The organism is Acinetobacter sp. S4397-1 (assembly GCF_024129285.1).
In the GTDB taxonomy this organism is placed as follows: domain Bacteria; phylum Pseudomonadota; class Gammaproteobacteria; order Pseudomonadales; family Moraxellaceae; genus Acinetobacter; species Acinetobacter lwoffii_C.
The window spans coordinates 21,230-35,725 of sequence record NZ_JAMXXZ010000001.1 but is presented as its reverse complement, the minus strand read 5'-3'; the positions used below and the strand labels follow the sequence as shown (position 1 = coordinate 35,725).

At 46.3% G+C, this 14,496-nt stretch carries 15 protein-coding genes; 6 read left to right on the top strand and 9 right to left on the bottom strand.

Features of this window, described 5'->3' with window-relative positions; genetic code table 11:
• Window positions 1-30: 30 nt before the first annotated feature.
• From NI467_RS00165 to NI467_RS00155, 3 genes are read left to right on the top strand one after another with little or no spacing between them, the layout of a single operon-like run.
• Window positions 31-1,479, top strand: coding sequence for a leucyl aminopeptidase (locus tag NI467_RS00165; RefSeq protein ID WP_151206626.1), 1,449 nt, complete (start codon window positions 31-33; stop codon window positions 1,477-1,479).
• Complete coding sequence (locus NI467_RS00160; protein WP_253150234.1) at window positions 1,472-1,879, top strand: DNA polymerase III subunit chi; 408 nt, start codon at window positions 1,472-1,474, stop codon at window positions 1,877-1,879. Before NI467_RS00165 ends, NI467_RS00160 begins: the two co-directional genes overlap by 8 nt.
• Before the next feature lie 26 nt (window positions 1,880-1,905).
• Window positions 1,906-2,520, top strand: a complete 615-nt coding sequence (locus NI467_RS00155) for a hypothetical protein (RefSeq protein WP_253150232.1) — start codon at window positions 1,906-1,908, stop codon at window positions 2,518-2,520.
• 251 nt (window positions 2,521-2,771) lie between these two features.
• Here the strand turns inward: NI467_RS00155 and NI467_RS00150 are convergent, their stop codons facing one another.
• The 7 genes from NI467_RS00150 to glnK all read right to left on the bottom strand — a co-directional run bounded on the left by NI467_RS00150 (window position 2,772) and on the right by glnK (window position 8,886).
• Window positions 2,772-3,317 (bottom strand): VTT domain-containing protein, encoded by a 546-nt coding sequence (locus NI467_RS00150; RefSeq protein WP_151205587.1) that lies wholly within the window; start codon window positions 3,315-3,317, stop codon window positions 2,772-2,774.
• Between the two features lie 109 nt (window positions 3,318-3,426).
• Window positions 3,427-4,086 carry a riboflavin synthase gene (locus NI467_RS00145; RefSeq protein WP_174660393.1) on the bottom strand — a complete coding sequence of 220 codons (660 nt, stop codon included), beginning with the start codon at window positions 4,084-4,086 and terminating at the stop codon, window positions 3,427-3,429.
• A gap of 22 nt (window positions 4,087-4,108) precedes the next feature.
• The gene (locus NI467_RS00140; protein ID WP_151205585.1) at window positions 4,109-5,401 is read right to left on the bottom strand and encodes a DNA adenine methylase; all 1,293 of its coding nucleotides are present in this window, start codon (window positions 5,399-5,401) and stop codon (window positions 4,109-4,111) included.
• A complete protein-coding gene (gene ribD / locus NI467_RS00135; protein ID WP_253150230.1) occupies window positions 5,398-6,486 on the bottom strand; it encodes a bifunctional diaminohydroxyphosphoribosylaminopyrimidine deaminase/5-amino-6-(5-phosphoribosylamino)uracil reductase RibD in 1,089 nt (362 codons plus the stop codon). Before ribD ends, NI467_RS00140 begins: the two co-directional genes overlap by 4 nt.
• Window positions 6,483-6,953 carry a transcriptional regulator NrdR gene (gene nrdR / locus NI467_RS00130; RefSeq protein WP_151206620.1) on the bottom strand — a complete coding sequence of 157 codons (471 nt, stop codon included), beginning with the start codon at window positions 6,951-6,953 and terminating at the stop codon, window positions 6,483-6,485. The genes ribD and nrdR overlap by 4 nt, the downstream gene beginning before the upstream one ends.
• A 140-nt stretch (window positions 6,954-7,093) precedes the next feature.
• Window positions 7,094-8,488, bottom strand: coding sequence for an ammonium transporter (locus NI467_RS00125; RefSeq protein WP_253150227.1), 1,395 nt, complete (start codon window positions 8,486-8,488; stop codon window positions 7,094-7,096).
• 59 nt (window positions 8,489-8,547) lie between these two features.
• Window positions 8,548-8,886: a P-II family nitrogen regulator gene (gene glnK / locus NI467_RS00120; protein WP_151204174.1), complete on the bottom strand. Its 339-nt coding sequence runs from the start codon at window positions 8,884-8,886 to the stop codon at window positions 8,548-8,550.
• A 398-nt stretch (window positions 8,887-9,284) separates the two neighbouring features.
• On the opposite strand from glnK, the gene NI467_RS00115 reads away from it, so the two are divergent.
• Window positions 9,285-9,512: an accessory factor UbiK family protein gene (locus NI467_RS00115; RefSeq protein ID WP_253150226.1), complete on the top strand. Its 228-nt coding sequence runs from the start codon at window positions 9,285-9,287 to the stop codon at window positions 9,510-9,512.
• A gap of 65 nt (window positions 9,513-9,577) precedes the next feature.
• Complete coding sequence (locus tag NI467_RS00110; RefSeq protein WP_253150224.1) at window positions 9,578-11,068, top strand: YifB family Mg chelatase-like AAA ATPase; 1,491 nt, start codon at window positions 9,578-9,580, stop codon at window positions 11,066-11,068.
• A gap of 52 nt (window positions 11,069-11,120) precedes the next feature.
• Here NI467_RS00110 and NI467_RS00105 read toward each other — a convergent pair whose 3' ends face one another.
• Entirely contained in the window at window positions 11,121-11,849 is a 729-nt protein-coding gene (locus NI467_RS00105) for a TorF family putative porin (protein ID WP_253150222.1), read from the bottom strand.
• Between the two features lie 577 nt (window positions 11,850-12,426).
• On the opposite strand from NI467_RS00105, the gene NI467_RS00100 reads away from it, so the two are divergent.
• Window positions 12,427-13,746 carry an OprD family outer membrane porin gene (locus tag NI467_RS00100; protein WP_151204157.1) on the top strand — a complete coding sequence of 440 codons (1,320 nt, stop codon included), beginning with the start codon at window positions 12,427-12,429 and terminating at the stop codon, window positions 13,744-13,746.
• 97 nt (window positions 13,747-13,843) lie between these two features.
• On the opposite strand, the gene ppa is transcribed toward NI467_RS00100, so the two are convergent.
• The gene (gene ppa, locus NI467_RS00095; protein ID WP_151204156.1) at window positions 13,844-14,380 is read right to left on the bottom strand and encodes an inorganic diphosphatase; all 537 of its coding nucleotides are present in this window, start codon (window positions 14,378-14,380) and stop codon (window positions 13,844-13,846) included.
• Between the last annotated feature and the right edge of the window lie 116 nt (window positions 14,381-14,496).

The following is a 14,496-nucleotide window of genomic DNA, read 5'->3' as shown; positions in this document are numbered from 1 at the left end:
CGCAAACCTACACAGGCGTGAAAGCAGGATATGAAACTTACAATTAATACGTCATTCCCAGAGAATGGATCAAGTCAGTCTTTGTTGATTTTAGTCGACGCAGAACAAGTTCAGGAAATAACGTCACATTACCCGATCAGTCAATTCGACACATTAATTGAAGCTGCTCAATTCAAGGCAGGCCTTGCCGAGAGTCTGAGCCTGATCAATCAGCTCAGCCAGTGTCACTCTGCTGCGCTGATCGGACTGGGCAAAACTGCTGAATTACAGCCTGCTAAACTGGCGAAGCTTGCACAAACCATTATTCAATCCACGCAGAAAAAATTCAAACAGATTTCTGTTGATTTGACACAACTTCCACAAGAATTGCACTATCTTTTTGCACTGGCCCTGACTCAGGCCAACTATGGCTATGACGAATACAAATCGAAGAAAAATGAGTTTATTCTGGAACAGATTGACCTGATCACCGCACAAAGTGCCTTAGATTCAGCACAGCTGCAGCTGATTCAGGCGGTACAGAGCGGCCAGAATCTGGCACGTGATCTGGGCAACCGCCCAGGAAATATCTGCTTCCCGGAATATCTGGCAGAACAGGCACAGGCCCTGGCAGCGGAATATCCAGACTTGTTGAAAGTCACCGTACTGGATGAACAGCAAATGGCGGATCTCGGGATGGGTGCCTTTTTGGCAGTCAGTAAAGGTTCGGAGCGTCCAGGCCGTATTATCAGTATGGAATATCAGGCCGAACGTAGCGAAGCGCCTGTTGTGCTGGTCGGCAAAGGCATTACCTTTGATACTGGCGGTATTTCACTTAAACCGGGCGCAGGCATGGACGAGATGAAATACGACATGTGCGGTGCTGCTTCGGTACTGGGAACCATGCGTGCCCTGTGTGAAGCCCGTTTACCGATTCATGTGGTCGGAACAATTGCTGCGGCTGAAAATATGCCATCCGGCAAAGCGACCCGTCCTGGCGACATTGTCACCACCATGAGCGGCCAAACCGTTGAAATTTTAAATACCGATGCAGAAGGCCGTCTGGTTCTGTGCGATACCCTGACCTATGTCAAACAGTTTAATCCTGCACTGGTAATTGATATTGCAACTTTAACCGGTGCCTGTGTGGTGGCGCTGGGTTCCGTGCTTACAGGCATGTTCACTCCGGATAACGAGCTGGCTGTCGAGCTGGAAACCGCTGGCCAGAACGCATTTGACCGCGTATGGCGCATGCCGGTGCTGGATGATTATCAGGAACAGCTTGATTCACCATTTGCCGATATTGCCAATATTGGCGGCCCTAAAGCCGGTTCAGTCACCGCTGCCTGCTTCCTGCAACGCTTTACCCGTGATTATCGCTGGGCGCATCTCGACATTGCCGGGACTGCCTGGAACTCTGGTCCCAATAAAGGCGCGACAGGCCGTCCAGTGCCATTATTAATGCAATTTCTGGCTAATCGTGTTCAAGTGAATGGCTAAGGTCAGCTTCTACTTATTTGAAAAAAGCCCTGAACGACAAGTGGACAGCACTTGTCGTTTATGCCGCAAGATTTTGCGTCAACCCGAACGCATCTGGCTATACTGTGCCGATCCTGCCCTGCAGCAGGAACTTGATGAGCTGCTCTGGAGCTTTGATCCAGTCAGCTTTATTCCGCATGGTATTGAGCAGCCTGAGACTGCGGTCTGTATATCGGCACAGCTCCCCAAACAGCCGGGCTGGATTATTTTTAATTTTAGTCCGGAAGCACTTGAACCAGATGCGAAATTTAGTCACATTATTGAGATTATTGAAAACAATGAGCCGGCCAAGCAGCTGGGGCGTGAAAAGTTCAAACAATATCGCCGTTTTGGTATTCAACCTCAGACCTATAAACTTTAAACAAGACGATAAACAAGGAGATGCAAGTGGCATTAAATGTAGGTCCAGATTTTAAACAGCGCTGGTTAAATACGCCTGAGGCTGTGCGTCAGACCTTTATCGATGACCTCTCGCGGATCTGTGATGTACTCAAGCCTGAAACCGTTCTGGAAGAATGGCTGCTATATGATCAAAAATCACAACTAGAATCGGAGCGCCGGATTGAAGCGGCCTATGCACAGCGCAAGGCTGAACTGATTGAAGAGGCTCGCATCCGAAGACAGCAGGCACTGGAAAAAGCCCTAAACAAAAAACGTGCTGAAGCACAGGCCTATGCTGAACAGCTGCGCCGGGATGAAGAACTCAAATTTGCCGAACAAAACCGAAAATTAATCGAAATGCGTCAGCAGCTTGATCTTGAGATACAGCACTACACCGCGCGTTATCAGAAAAACCCTGAACAGGTGCTGGATTTTTCCGCAGGTCAATACCGTATTGAAGATTCCCAGATTCGGTCTGAACTCGACAGTGTACGTTTACGTCTGGAACTGGAGGCCGAAAGTGCCATTGAGCAAACAGTGAATGCACTACGCGATAAGCTGCGTGCTGCCGCCAAAGAAGAAATTGACTATATTCTTCAAAATTCCAATTTGTCACAATAGGCTGAGCCATACTCACACTGGCTGCTATCTGATTTAATTTTTTTCTTATAGCGCTATGATTGGTCTGAAAGAACCAAACATCCAGGGTTCATCAATCGATTTAAGGTAAATCTAAAAGTTTTTATCTATGCGTGGTCGCTCGAGGCCTTAAAAATTCAACAAGGCAAGAGCTTTGGACGCCCGGTCTGCTCCAAGCCGTACAGGCCGAATAAAAAATAATCAAGCTCAGCTCAACTTTAAAACGTCAAAATTTAAAAAAGGTCAGCCAGCATAAAGGCGGTATTACCAAGAATATAGCCCACCCCCAACAGGCTGCTAATCCAGAGTATTCCGCCAACCACATTATACAAGCCAAAGGTCATCAGGTTCATATGCCCGGAACCGGCGGCAAAAGGTCCGAAGGAACGTACAAAGGGAATAAAACGTGCAATCAGGATAGTCTTGCCGCCATGCTTCATAAAATAATGATTGGTTTTGACTATATATTCCGGCTTGAAAAAGCGTGAATGCTCATTGAAGTATTTTAGCCCTAGCGCCCTGCCCGTGTAGTAATTGACGGTATATCCCAGAGTAGAAGCAATGAACAGTAATAAACCGACAGAATGTAAAGTGATCAGGTCCGTCGTCGAGCACAGTGCCCCGATGGCAATTAGCAGGCTGTCGCCAGGCAGGAAAAAGAAAAATACTGAGCCGGTTTCTGCGAAAATCACCAGGAACAGAATCGCATAGATCCATACCCCATACTGGTCCAGCAATAAGGGCAAGGATTGTTCAAGATGAAGTAAAAAATCGAGCATTCGATCTGTCCATTGGGGCTAAAATTGCAAGTTATACGCGGTATTATCTCCAAAAACAAAAAAACAGTCTAATTTTTCAACTAGACTGCCAGGAATTCTGGAGTTGGACTTATTTTAAAAAGCCATTTTCAGCCAGAAATTCCATACTGATTTTTGATTGCTGGGTGGTTTCTGCAGCCTTATCTCCCAGCAGCAAACGCTCGATATAACGGGCCAGCACATCAACTTCCAGATTTACTTTTGTCCCGACTTTCCAGGTACCGATATTGGTCCGCTCAGCTGTATGCGGAATCAGGTTCAGGCTAATGACACTGCCACGTAAATGGTTAATGGTCAGACTGATGCCATCAACGGTGACTGAGCCCTTCTCTGCCAGATATTTGGCAATTTCAGCCGGTGCCGTCACTTCATAATATACCGAGCGGGCATCTTCACGAACGATGGTAATTTCACCCACAGCATCGACATGCCCAGACACAATATGCCCACCAAAACGGGTGGTTGGCAGCATGGCTTTTTCGACATTCACAGGCTGTCCGACTTTCCATTGTCCCAGTGTGGTCCGGTTCAGGCTTTCACGCGACACATCCGCTGCATACCAGTTCTCGCCCCAGTCAATCACGGTTAGGCAAATACCATTGGTGGCAATCGAGTCACCGAGATGTACATCCGACATATCCAGATCGGTCTGAATACGTAAACGCACATCTCCTCCGACACTTTGCAGACTTTCAACTTTGCCCAGACTTTCAATAATACCTGTAAACATCTTTATTTCCTTTTTTATGCGCTTACCACAAGGCCAACTGGGTACTGACCCCGGTTGTATCTACACCGCCCAGCTCTGCATAATGATGCAACTGGCTTAGTAGCTGACGGATGGGTGGGCCTGATTTGGCATGCGTATCGGTAATCACAATGAATTCGAGTACGCGTGCACGTTCTGACTGGCGCTGCTTGCTAACCCGATAACGTGGCACATCCTGGGTTAGCAGAGTCACCCGACCGCGTTTCAGGTTGGCCTGCAATAAATCGGTCGCACTGATATTACCGTCGGTGGAATAACTGGTCAGAATAAAACGTGCATTAATCGTGGCCAGCAAGGTCTCATACGCCTCTTTGGCATACTTGGAAGAGTTGTACTGGCTCGGGCGTTCTTTACGCCAGGCGCGGTCAATACCACTCTTGAAGCCCTTGGTATCTGGTGTCGGCAGATCGACCTGATCCCATAAAGTCAGCGCATTCAGTACATGATAATTACTGCTATAGGCATGCTGGTTATACGGCGGATCCAGATACGCCACATCGACCTCAAAACTGCTCATCTGATTGGCCAGATGTTGGGCATCCACACACCACATTTCAGCGGTCGGCCCTTGATGTTTCTTGTCTTCACAGAAGCGGCTTGGCGTCAGCCAGAGTAAAGATTCAATCCGTTCCAGTGCGGTCTGGGTCTTGCCGCCCCAGCCATGATGGAAACTTTTAAATACGCCGGAAGTATTGCTGACAAAACTAGCTGAATATAATAGCGGTGCCAGCAAAGCACTCATTTCGACATCATCAATTGCACCTTGTGCCTGCCAGGTGGCAATCTGCTGGCGGATCGCATCAATCCGCATCCCGTTACGGCGTTTAAAAAACAAACGGTCACGCGACGGATCATAAATTTCATCATTACGTGGACACAGGTTATGCGTCACCCAGCCTTTGACTTCGGGCAGACGGTTTAGATAATCAATGGCTTTCTGGTAGCCACCCAATTCTTTAAACGCTGGTGCCTCCGTACAGGCCAGCACCGCATGATTCAGGGCATGACTATAGGGTTCCCAGTCATTGGCAATCACCCGGTAACCGTTTTGACGAGCCAAACGTGAGACCACACCAGAGCCAGCAAAGAAGTCGGCAAAAATAGGAGCACGGCCATCAGTACGGTTTAGGGTGCCTGTACTCTCAAGCGCTTCCAGAATTAAATGCAGCAGACGGCGTTTGTTGCCCAGATAAGGAACCAGCTGATGGAAAAGATATTCATCGGTGGTACGCGCCGCATGGCGACGTTTATGATAAACCGTAGACTCTGAACTCATAGTGTCTCTTGAAAAGGAATTAACCTGAAGCGCACATCCTCACCGAAGCGAGTTACATCGCGCAGCTTAAATCGGAGTTGTTCGGCCATACGGCTGAATTCTGCATTAAACATAGTACGTGCAGAACGGCCCAATAGGGTGGGTGCAACGTAACTGATCAATTCATCAACCAATTGTTCTTGTAAAAATGCCGTAGATAAGGTCGCCCCTGCTTCCACCAGCACATCATAAATCTGATACTGCCCAGCCAGCTGAGCCAATAATTGTGTTAAAGGCTGCACTGCTAATTGTAACACACCCAGATCAGCCAGCTCTTGACGGAATGGCCCCATGACCATCACGCTGTCAGGCTGCGCTAGAATTTTCGCTGTCAATGGCAGACGGCCTTGGCGGTCTAGAATAATCCGTTTTGGCTGAACCACCGTGCTCATATCATCAACACCATTAAGATGTCGGACATTTAGCTGGCAGTCATCTGCCAGTACAGTCTCAATGCCGGTCAGGACCGCACCAGAAATGGCGCGCCAATGCTGCACGTCCTGACGCGCCTCGGTTCCGGTAATCCATTTCGATTCACCGGAAGCCATGGCCGTACGGCCATCTAAACTCGAGGCAACTTTAAGGCGCACATAAGGCATCCCGCTGGCCATGGCTTTCAAAAAACCTTCATTTAAGGCGTGGGCTTCTTTCTGAGCGATCCCCACTTCCACTTCAATGCCGGCATCTTGCAAGATCTGTACACCCTTACCTGCCACCAGGGGATTCGGGTCAGGACAGGCCACCACCACCTTGGCCACACCGGCTTCAACCAGCCCTTTGGCACAGGGCGGCGTACGGCCATAATGTGCGCAAGGCTCCAGAGTCACATAAGCGGTTGCCCCACGTGCCTGCTCTCCGGCCTCGCGCAGTGCAAAAACCTCTGCATGTGGCTGTCCGGCTTGGGGATGAAAACCCTGACCCACAATCACCCCATCTTTCACAATCACACAGCCAACATTCGGATTCGGCTTGGTGGAATACTGGCCCTGCCGCGCCAGTTCAATAGCACGATGCATCCAGCTCTGTTCCTGCTTGAATTCAGTCATGTCTGGTCTTGATTTTCACGTAGTTGCATCTGTTCAATCTGACGGCGAAAAGCTTCGACATCCTGAAAATCCTGATAAACCGAGGCAAAACGGACATAAGCGACATGATCCAGCGCGAATAACGACTGCATGACAATTTCACCAATCGTTCGCGACTTCACATCACGTTCTCCCAAGCGACGGATCTGCAACTGGATATCACTGAGTACAGTTTCAATCTGCTCTTGGGTTACCGGACGTTTCTGCAAGGCATGCATCAGAGAACGGCGCAATTTGGCTTCATCAAACGGTTCATTTTTACCATCCGATTTGATGACACGCGGCATCACCACTTCATAACTTTCAAAAGTCGTGAAACGTTCATTACAACTGATACATTCGCGGCGGCGGCGAATCTGACAGCCTTCAGCGGCCAAGCGTGAATCAATCACTTTACTGTCGGCAGTATTGCAAAATGGGCAATGCATAGCGGTTTAATTGAACAAATCCTGTTGAGTCCCGAGTGTAGCAAAATTTGCAAACTTTGTAGAGTCTTACGCAATATATAGAAAAAAAACAGCCCATATGAGCTGTTTTGCACTATATATTGATTATAGAGTATTGATTATTATTCGACACGTTCGCCGTGTTGGCTCAAATCCAGCCCTATGCGTTCATCTTCAGAGCCGATACGAATACCCATGAGCAAATCGAGCACTTTCAGGATCACAAAAGTCATAAGGGCAGAATAAGTGATGGTGGCCAGTACCCCTTCAATCTGAATCCAGAGCTGGCTTATTATATGATCAGGTGCCTGTTCCCCCATAATAAATTCACTGGCGAAGAAGGCGGTCAGGATCGCACCAATAATCCCCCCTACACCATGCAGGCCAAAAGCATCTAGAGAGTCATCGGCTTTCAGGGCACGTTTCAATCCGGTAATTCCCCAGAAGCACACCACTCCCCCTATTAGGCCCATAGCCAGTGCACCGCTGACCGTCACAAAACCTGCTGCTGGCGTAATCACCACCAGACCGGCAACTGCACCTGAAACTGCACCCAGTACAGACCCCTTACCACGCACTACTTTTTCTGTGATTAACCACGAGATGGCTGCAGCTGCCGCAGCGACCTGGGTGACCACCAGCGCATAGCCGGCAGCACCATTTGCTCCGAGCGCCGATCCGCCGTTGAAACCGAACCAGCCAACCCAGAGCAGGCTGGCCCCCATTACTGTCAGGGTCAGATTATGCGGTGCCATCGATTCACGGCCCAGTCCCATACGTTTACCCAACATATAAGCCGCCACCAGACCGGCAATACCGGCATTAATATGCACGACAGTACCACCCGCAAAATCCAGCGCCCCATCATTGCCTAGCCAGCCCCCACCCCATACCCAATGGGTAATCGGTGCATACACCACCACACTCCAGAGGGCAATAAAAGCAATGAAGGCACCAAACTTCATACGCTCTGCAATCGAGCCACTAATAATCGCCACCGTAATAATGGCAAAGGTCATTTGAAAAATCACAAACAGGATTTCAGGAAGTGTGCCGATAAGCGTGTCGGGGCGAATACCGGCCAGCATGAATTTATCCAGCCCCCCCATAAAGCCATTGCCTTCACTAAAAGCCAAGCTATAACCCAGAAAAACCCAGCTCAGGCTCACCACGGCGGCGGCAATAAAGCTATGCGCCATCGTAGAGAGCACGTTTTTCTTACGTACCATCCCACCATAAAAGAGGGCCAGACCGGGAATGGTCATGAACAGGACCAAAGCGGTAGACACCAGAATCCAGGCGGTATCACCTGTGTCTAATGTAGATTCTTTTTCTGTTTCTGTTGGAGTAGTGGCAGCAAGCGCGGTGGGCGCTTGTGTAGAGGTAGCAGGATGGGGGGCATGGCGCAATAAATTATCTGATGTGGAGACCGGTACTGTTGCAGGCTGCTCAGCCCAAGCAACAGAACCGCCCAAAAGTGCGCCCGACAAGCTGAACGCAAGTAGCATATGTTTCATTTGTATCCCCGACCAAGTTTTTTGTGAGTTATTCGATACTCAGCAAACTTCGTGCCAAATTAGACAGCATCTGCACCTGTTTCACCGGTACGGATACGGATCACCTGCTCCAGATTAGTAACGAAAATTTTACCGTCACCGATCTTGCCTGTACTGGCTACACGCGTAATAGATTCAATTACTGCCTCCACCATTTCATCGCTGATCGCGATTTCAATTTTGACTTTTGGCAGGAAATCTACAACGTATTCAGCACCACGATACAGTTCAGTGTGGCCTTTTTGACGACCGAAGCCTTTAACTTCAGTGACAGTGATACCTTGCACACCAATTTCAGATAACGCTTCACGCACGTCATCCAGTTTGAAAGGTTTTACGATTGCAGTTACGAGTTTCATGTTTGTTTTCCTTCGGCTTATTTCACCAGTAAGGTTTTATGTTCAAATTTCATGCCAAGATTTCTAAGGTCGGGGGAAATTAGAAAAATTAACATGATGTTTCTTTATACCCCATTTTATACTTATAACCAGTTGGATTCTGCAAAAATGAAATATTTTTTATGTAGATTATGAGGAGCTGCTGACACTTCATCTATATGGGTGAAGACATATATTTTTTAGTTAATATGAGGCCTACCTAGGCCGTTCAGTCATTTTCAATAGGTGACTCACAACGGTAGAATAACCGCTGCTACAAGAGTGCTGATCGAATCTGCCTATATTTTATCTGAAATACTAGGGTCTCTATTCTGGCAGTGATACACTGTTGCCTCATTTCCATGAGGATGAATCGGACCATGATTGAAACCCTGTTACAAGCGATTTTGCAACAAGTCGAACAGCCTAAAAAAGACTTGGAACACAACCTGCGTGCCTTATTAAATGAAGCCGTGACCAAGATAGATCTGGTCTCTAAAGAAGAGATCGAGCGCCAGCGCACTGCTTTGCAGCATGCCAATCAGCGTTTAAATGAGCTGTTAAAACAGGTTGATGCCCTTGAAGAGAAAATTTCCAACAAAAAATAAGCACCACATCAGTGCACAAAAGACGCCAAACTTATAAAAATAATGCACCCAATTGGAACAATAATATGTCTTTTGCCAAAATTTATACGCGGGGCTTATTCGGCCTACATGCCCCTTTAATTGAAGTCGAAGTTCATGTCAGTTCCGGCATGCCTTCTCTCACCATTGTAGGCCTACCTGAAGCCGCTGTCAGAGAAAGTAAGGATCGGGTACGTTCAGCCATTCTCAATAGTGGTTTTCAGTTCCCGACCAAACGCCTGACCATTAATCTTGCCCCTGCGGATCTGCCCAAGGATGGTTCACGTCTGGACCTGCCGATTGCACTAGGAATTTTAGTGGCCTCGGGCCAGCTTCCTGAAAACTGTACCGATCATCTGGAGTTTATTGGCGAACTGGCACTGGATGGACAATTACGTTCTGTCACGGGCATTTTAAGTATCGCGATTGCCTGTCAGCAGGCACAGCATCAACTGATTTTACCAGGCAGCAATGCTCAGGAAGCCTGTCAGCTGCCCGATATTCAGGTCTTTGCTGCTCATCATCTGAAAGACGTCTGTGAACATCTGGCACAAACCCAACTGCTTCCTCCATTTACCACTCTCCCTTCCGCTCAGCATGCTGCTTATAAATTTGATCTGGCGGATGTGAAAGGCCAGTTAAGACCGCGTCGGGCGCTGGAAATTGCTGCAGCGGGTGGCCATTCCCTTCTGTTCCGTGGGCCACCTGGTACTGGTAAGACTTTGCTGGCATCACGGCTAGCCAGTATTTTGCCGCCACTCAATAGCCAGGAAAATCTTGAAGTCGCCAGTATCTACTCGATTGCCAATACCAGCCATCCGTTTGGACAACGGCCATTTCGTGCTCCTCATCATACTGCTTCTGCGATTGCCTTGGTTGGCGGAGGCTCACATCCTAAACCGGGGGAAATTACCCTGGCACATTTAGGTATATTATTTCTGGATGAATTACCTGAATTTGACCGTAAAGTCTTAGAAGTATTACGCCAACCGCTGGAATCCAAAGAAATCGTAATTTCACGGGCTTCCCGGCAAATCACTTTTCCGGCCAATTTTCAGCTCATTGCAGCGATGAATCCCTGCCCATGTGGCTATGCTTTTCATCAGGACAGTCGCTGCCAATGTTCACCGGACAGTATCAAGCGTTATCAGAACCGGATTTCAGGCCCGCTGCTAGACCGTATTGATCTGCATATTGATGTGCCTCCTTTACAGGCACACGAATTACAGAATACACAAGCCGCGGAAAATTCCGAATCGGTGAGACAGCGGGTGATTGCCGCCTATGAATTACAGATTCAGCGACAAAGTGCCCTGAATATGAGTTTAACTCCTCAGCAACTGGAGCAGTATGCGACTTTGGATCAAACTACCCAAAAGATGCTCGAACTGGCCCAGAAGAAATTAAATCTGTCAGCACGCGGCTATCATCGGGTCTTACGGGTTGCTCGCACTATTGCTGATTTAAATCAAAGTAAAACCATTCAAGGTCAGCACCTGTCAGAAGCGTTATCGTATCGCGGCCAACATCAGCTCTGAATCAAAAAAGGCGACCGATTGTCGCCTTGATACACCTCTGGCTTTCTGTGCTTTAAAAACTGTAGCCCAGAGTAAATACTACTTTATTCTTCTGTTTTTCATCAAAGCGGTCATAACCGCCCAGTATATAATTCATACTGGCGCTCAGCCCTGTCTTGTCAAACTTTTTACTCAAACCGATGTCAAAATGACGAAAGCCAAAATATTCAGCCGTACCTTCAAGATCACCTGATTTTTCGTAAGCATACAGCCCCAATGCGGTATCCAGATTAAAATCCTGCGCTAATGGATGGCGATAAGTCGCTTTAACATAGGTATCACCTGCATTGCCCCAGGTCAGGTCCTCAAGCAAGGTTTGCACAGTCAGACCGAAGTCTTGATAAGTCAAACCCAATAAACTTTCAAAACCATTGGCAGCGCTGGTATCAATATCATAGTAGTAATAATAGGTCAGACCAAGTGTATAGCCCCAGTCTTGCTTCATTGCACGATTGATCCCAAGATAAAGATTATTTTCAAAAGCATTCGGCAAGTTATCGCCATAATCCAGCGTAGAACCCCACCAGCCTGCATACACACCTGAGGCATGCTGATAGTTCAGCCCAGCCTGAAGAGTTGCATTTTTATTTTCAGGTGTATTGGTGATACCGCGCAGGTTATAGCTGGAAAGTATACTGATATTACCGGAAACCCTATGTTCAGCTGACGGTTCTTCCGCCAGACTCAAGCCAGAAACAGCACTGCCTAATCCAACCACCAATGTTTTTAACATGAATTTCATTCTTCCCCCCAAACGCCTCAAGACGTACTTATGCTGATGTAGTGGACTCCAGTTAGGCGATGCAAGAGCTATGCCAATCAGCAGGGTAAAAAGCACAGTCGAATCAAATCAGTTTTTAATTTTTTAATAATAAATGCAGTTTCAAAACGGATAAGAAGCCAGTAAATCCACACATGCTCTTATTCTGCGAAGATTTTTAAATCGTTTTTTTAAAGTCTATTTGGCTTTCAATAGTATTTTTACTGAAGAATAGGCGAACATGGCTGCAGAGTTAAATCTTTATCAATTGTTTACTATTTAAGCAAGTAAAACCTGACATGTAATAACTTTTCAGTGAAAACACGGCCTCATTAAATCGTTTCTCTTATCAACAGCTCGCCAAATTACAACTTAAGTTAATGTTTTTATTAAGTTTTATCTAAAAATTTATGTGGTTTCAACGGCTCTTATATAATTTTCACTAAAGCTTAAAGTTATAAACTTTAGTAGAAAATATTAAATAAAAATGACACTTTTTTAGCTAATCTTATACAATTCCTAAAATTTCCATTCACTTTGTATAAGGCTCTCTCCCCAAATGCAACAGAAAAAAAAATTAGCATTGGCAGTTTTAATTCAATCTGCCCTAGTCTCAACCGCATTTGCCAGTGAGCAAAGCGAATCTAAAGGTTTTGTTGAAGATGCAGAAGGTTCTGTTCTGTTCCGTACGGGTTATTTAACCCGCGATAAAAAAAATGGAGTAGCAGATACCAGTTCATTTGCGCAAACTGCGATTGTTAAACTGGACTCAGGCTTCACGCAAGGAACTGTCGGTTTCGGTGTGGGCATTATCGGAGATGCCTCTTTTAAACTGGGTGAAAACGGACATACTGGAAATGATATGCTCCCTACCCACCCTCAAGATAATCCGGATGGTACTAAAGATGCTTACGACCACTGGGCTCGTGGCGGCGCATATTTAAAAGCTCGCGTATCGAATACTACAGCAACTTATGGTACTCAAGTTCTGGACTTACCTGTACTTGCAAGCAATACTGCGCGTTTAGTGCCTGAGTACTACACGGGTGTATTGGTAGAAAGTAATGAAATTGAAAATTTAAGCTTAACTGCAGGTAAGTTTACAGAAAACCAGCTTTCAGACCAGATCAATTCTGATGGTGCAGAGCTGGATCGTGCTGTGGTATGGGGTGCGAAATACCAATTCAATGACAATTTAAATGCGTCTTACTACGGTACAGATATTAAAGATCGCTTGGACCGCCATTATATTAACACCAACTATAGCTATGCTTTGGCAAATAACAGCACCTTAACGCATGATTTTAGTGGTTACTATACAAAATGGGATAAGGAAGCAAATCAATATCTTTACTCTCAAATTGGTTCACCAGATGATTCATTCGATAATACTATCTTAGCTTTATCTACAACTTATAATCGTGGTCCACATAATGTTATGGTGGCTTACCAACAGAACTTTGGTAACACTGGCTATGACTATGGTTTAGGGACAGGTGTAGGCGATGGCAAACAGAGTATTTACCTGCCTAACTCCTACCTGTCAGACTTCATTGGGAATGATGAAAAATCAGTTCAACTACAGTACACCTTTGATTTTGGTGCTGTAAATGTGCCTGGCCTGTCTTGGACCTCTGCTTTTGTTTATGGCTGGGATATTAAAGCCAGCAACAATGCAGGGACTATGATCAGTGATAACGAGCATGAGCGCGAATTCTTTAACCAGGTGAAATACACTGTTCAGTCTGGTTTTGCCAAAGATACAAGCTTACGTCTTCGTCATTCTTACTATCGTGCAAGCGATGCCTATGAGACCACTTACATCGGTGATACCAACGAATGGCGTATCTGGTTAGATATTCCTGTGAAACTATTCTAAGTTGCTCGAATCTCAAGCCATAAAAAAACCTGCACATTGTGCAGGTTTTTTAATTTAAGCTTTAAGATTTAAAGACCTAAACTAACAAGAAAATCTATTATTTATTGGCTTCTGCATAAGCTGCAATTGAGTCCAGTACTTCTTGTTTTGCAACATCCGCACCTTCCCAACCGCTCAGTTTTACCCATTTTCCTGGCTCTAAATCTTTATAGTGCTGGAAGAAATGCTCGATCTGGCTAATCAATAGCGGAGGAAGATCGGTATATTCTTGAACATCTTTATAAATTGGAGTCAGTTTGTCATGTGGAACTGCAACCAGTTTCGCATCAATACCGCCATCATCTTCCATATTCAATTTACCGACTGGACGGCAACGAATCACAGAGCCTGGCTCAACCGGATGTGGAGTAACAACCAGCACGTCTAATGGGTCACCATCCAGTGATAATGTATTCGGTACATAACCGTAGTTTGCTGGGTAGAACATTGCTGTACCCATAAAACGGTCAACAAATAACGCGTCAGAATCTTTATCGATTTCATATTTGATCGGTGCTGCATTGGCAGGAATTTCGATAATCACATAGATGTCGTTTGGCGCATCTTTACCTGCTGGGATATTGCTGTAGCTCATAGCGTCACTCTTTAACAAGTTATATCTTTGAAAAAATCGCCACAATTATAACGGTTTTTGCAGATTTTTTTTGGTTTTAGCCGAGGGAACTGCAAATATGTTGAGCCATTCCGGAT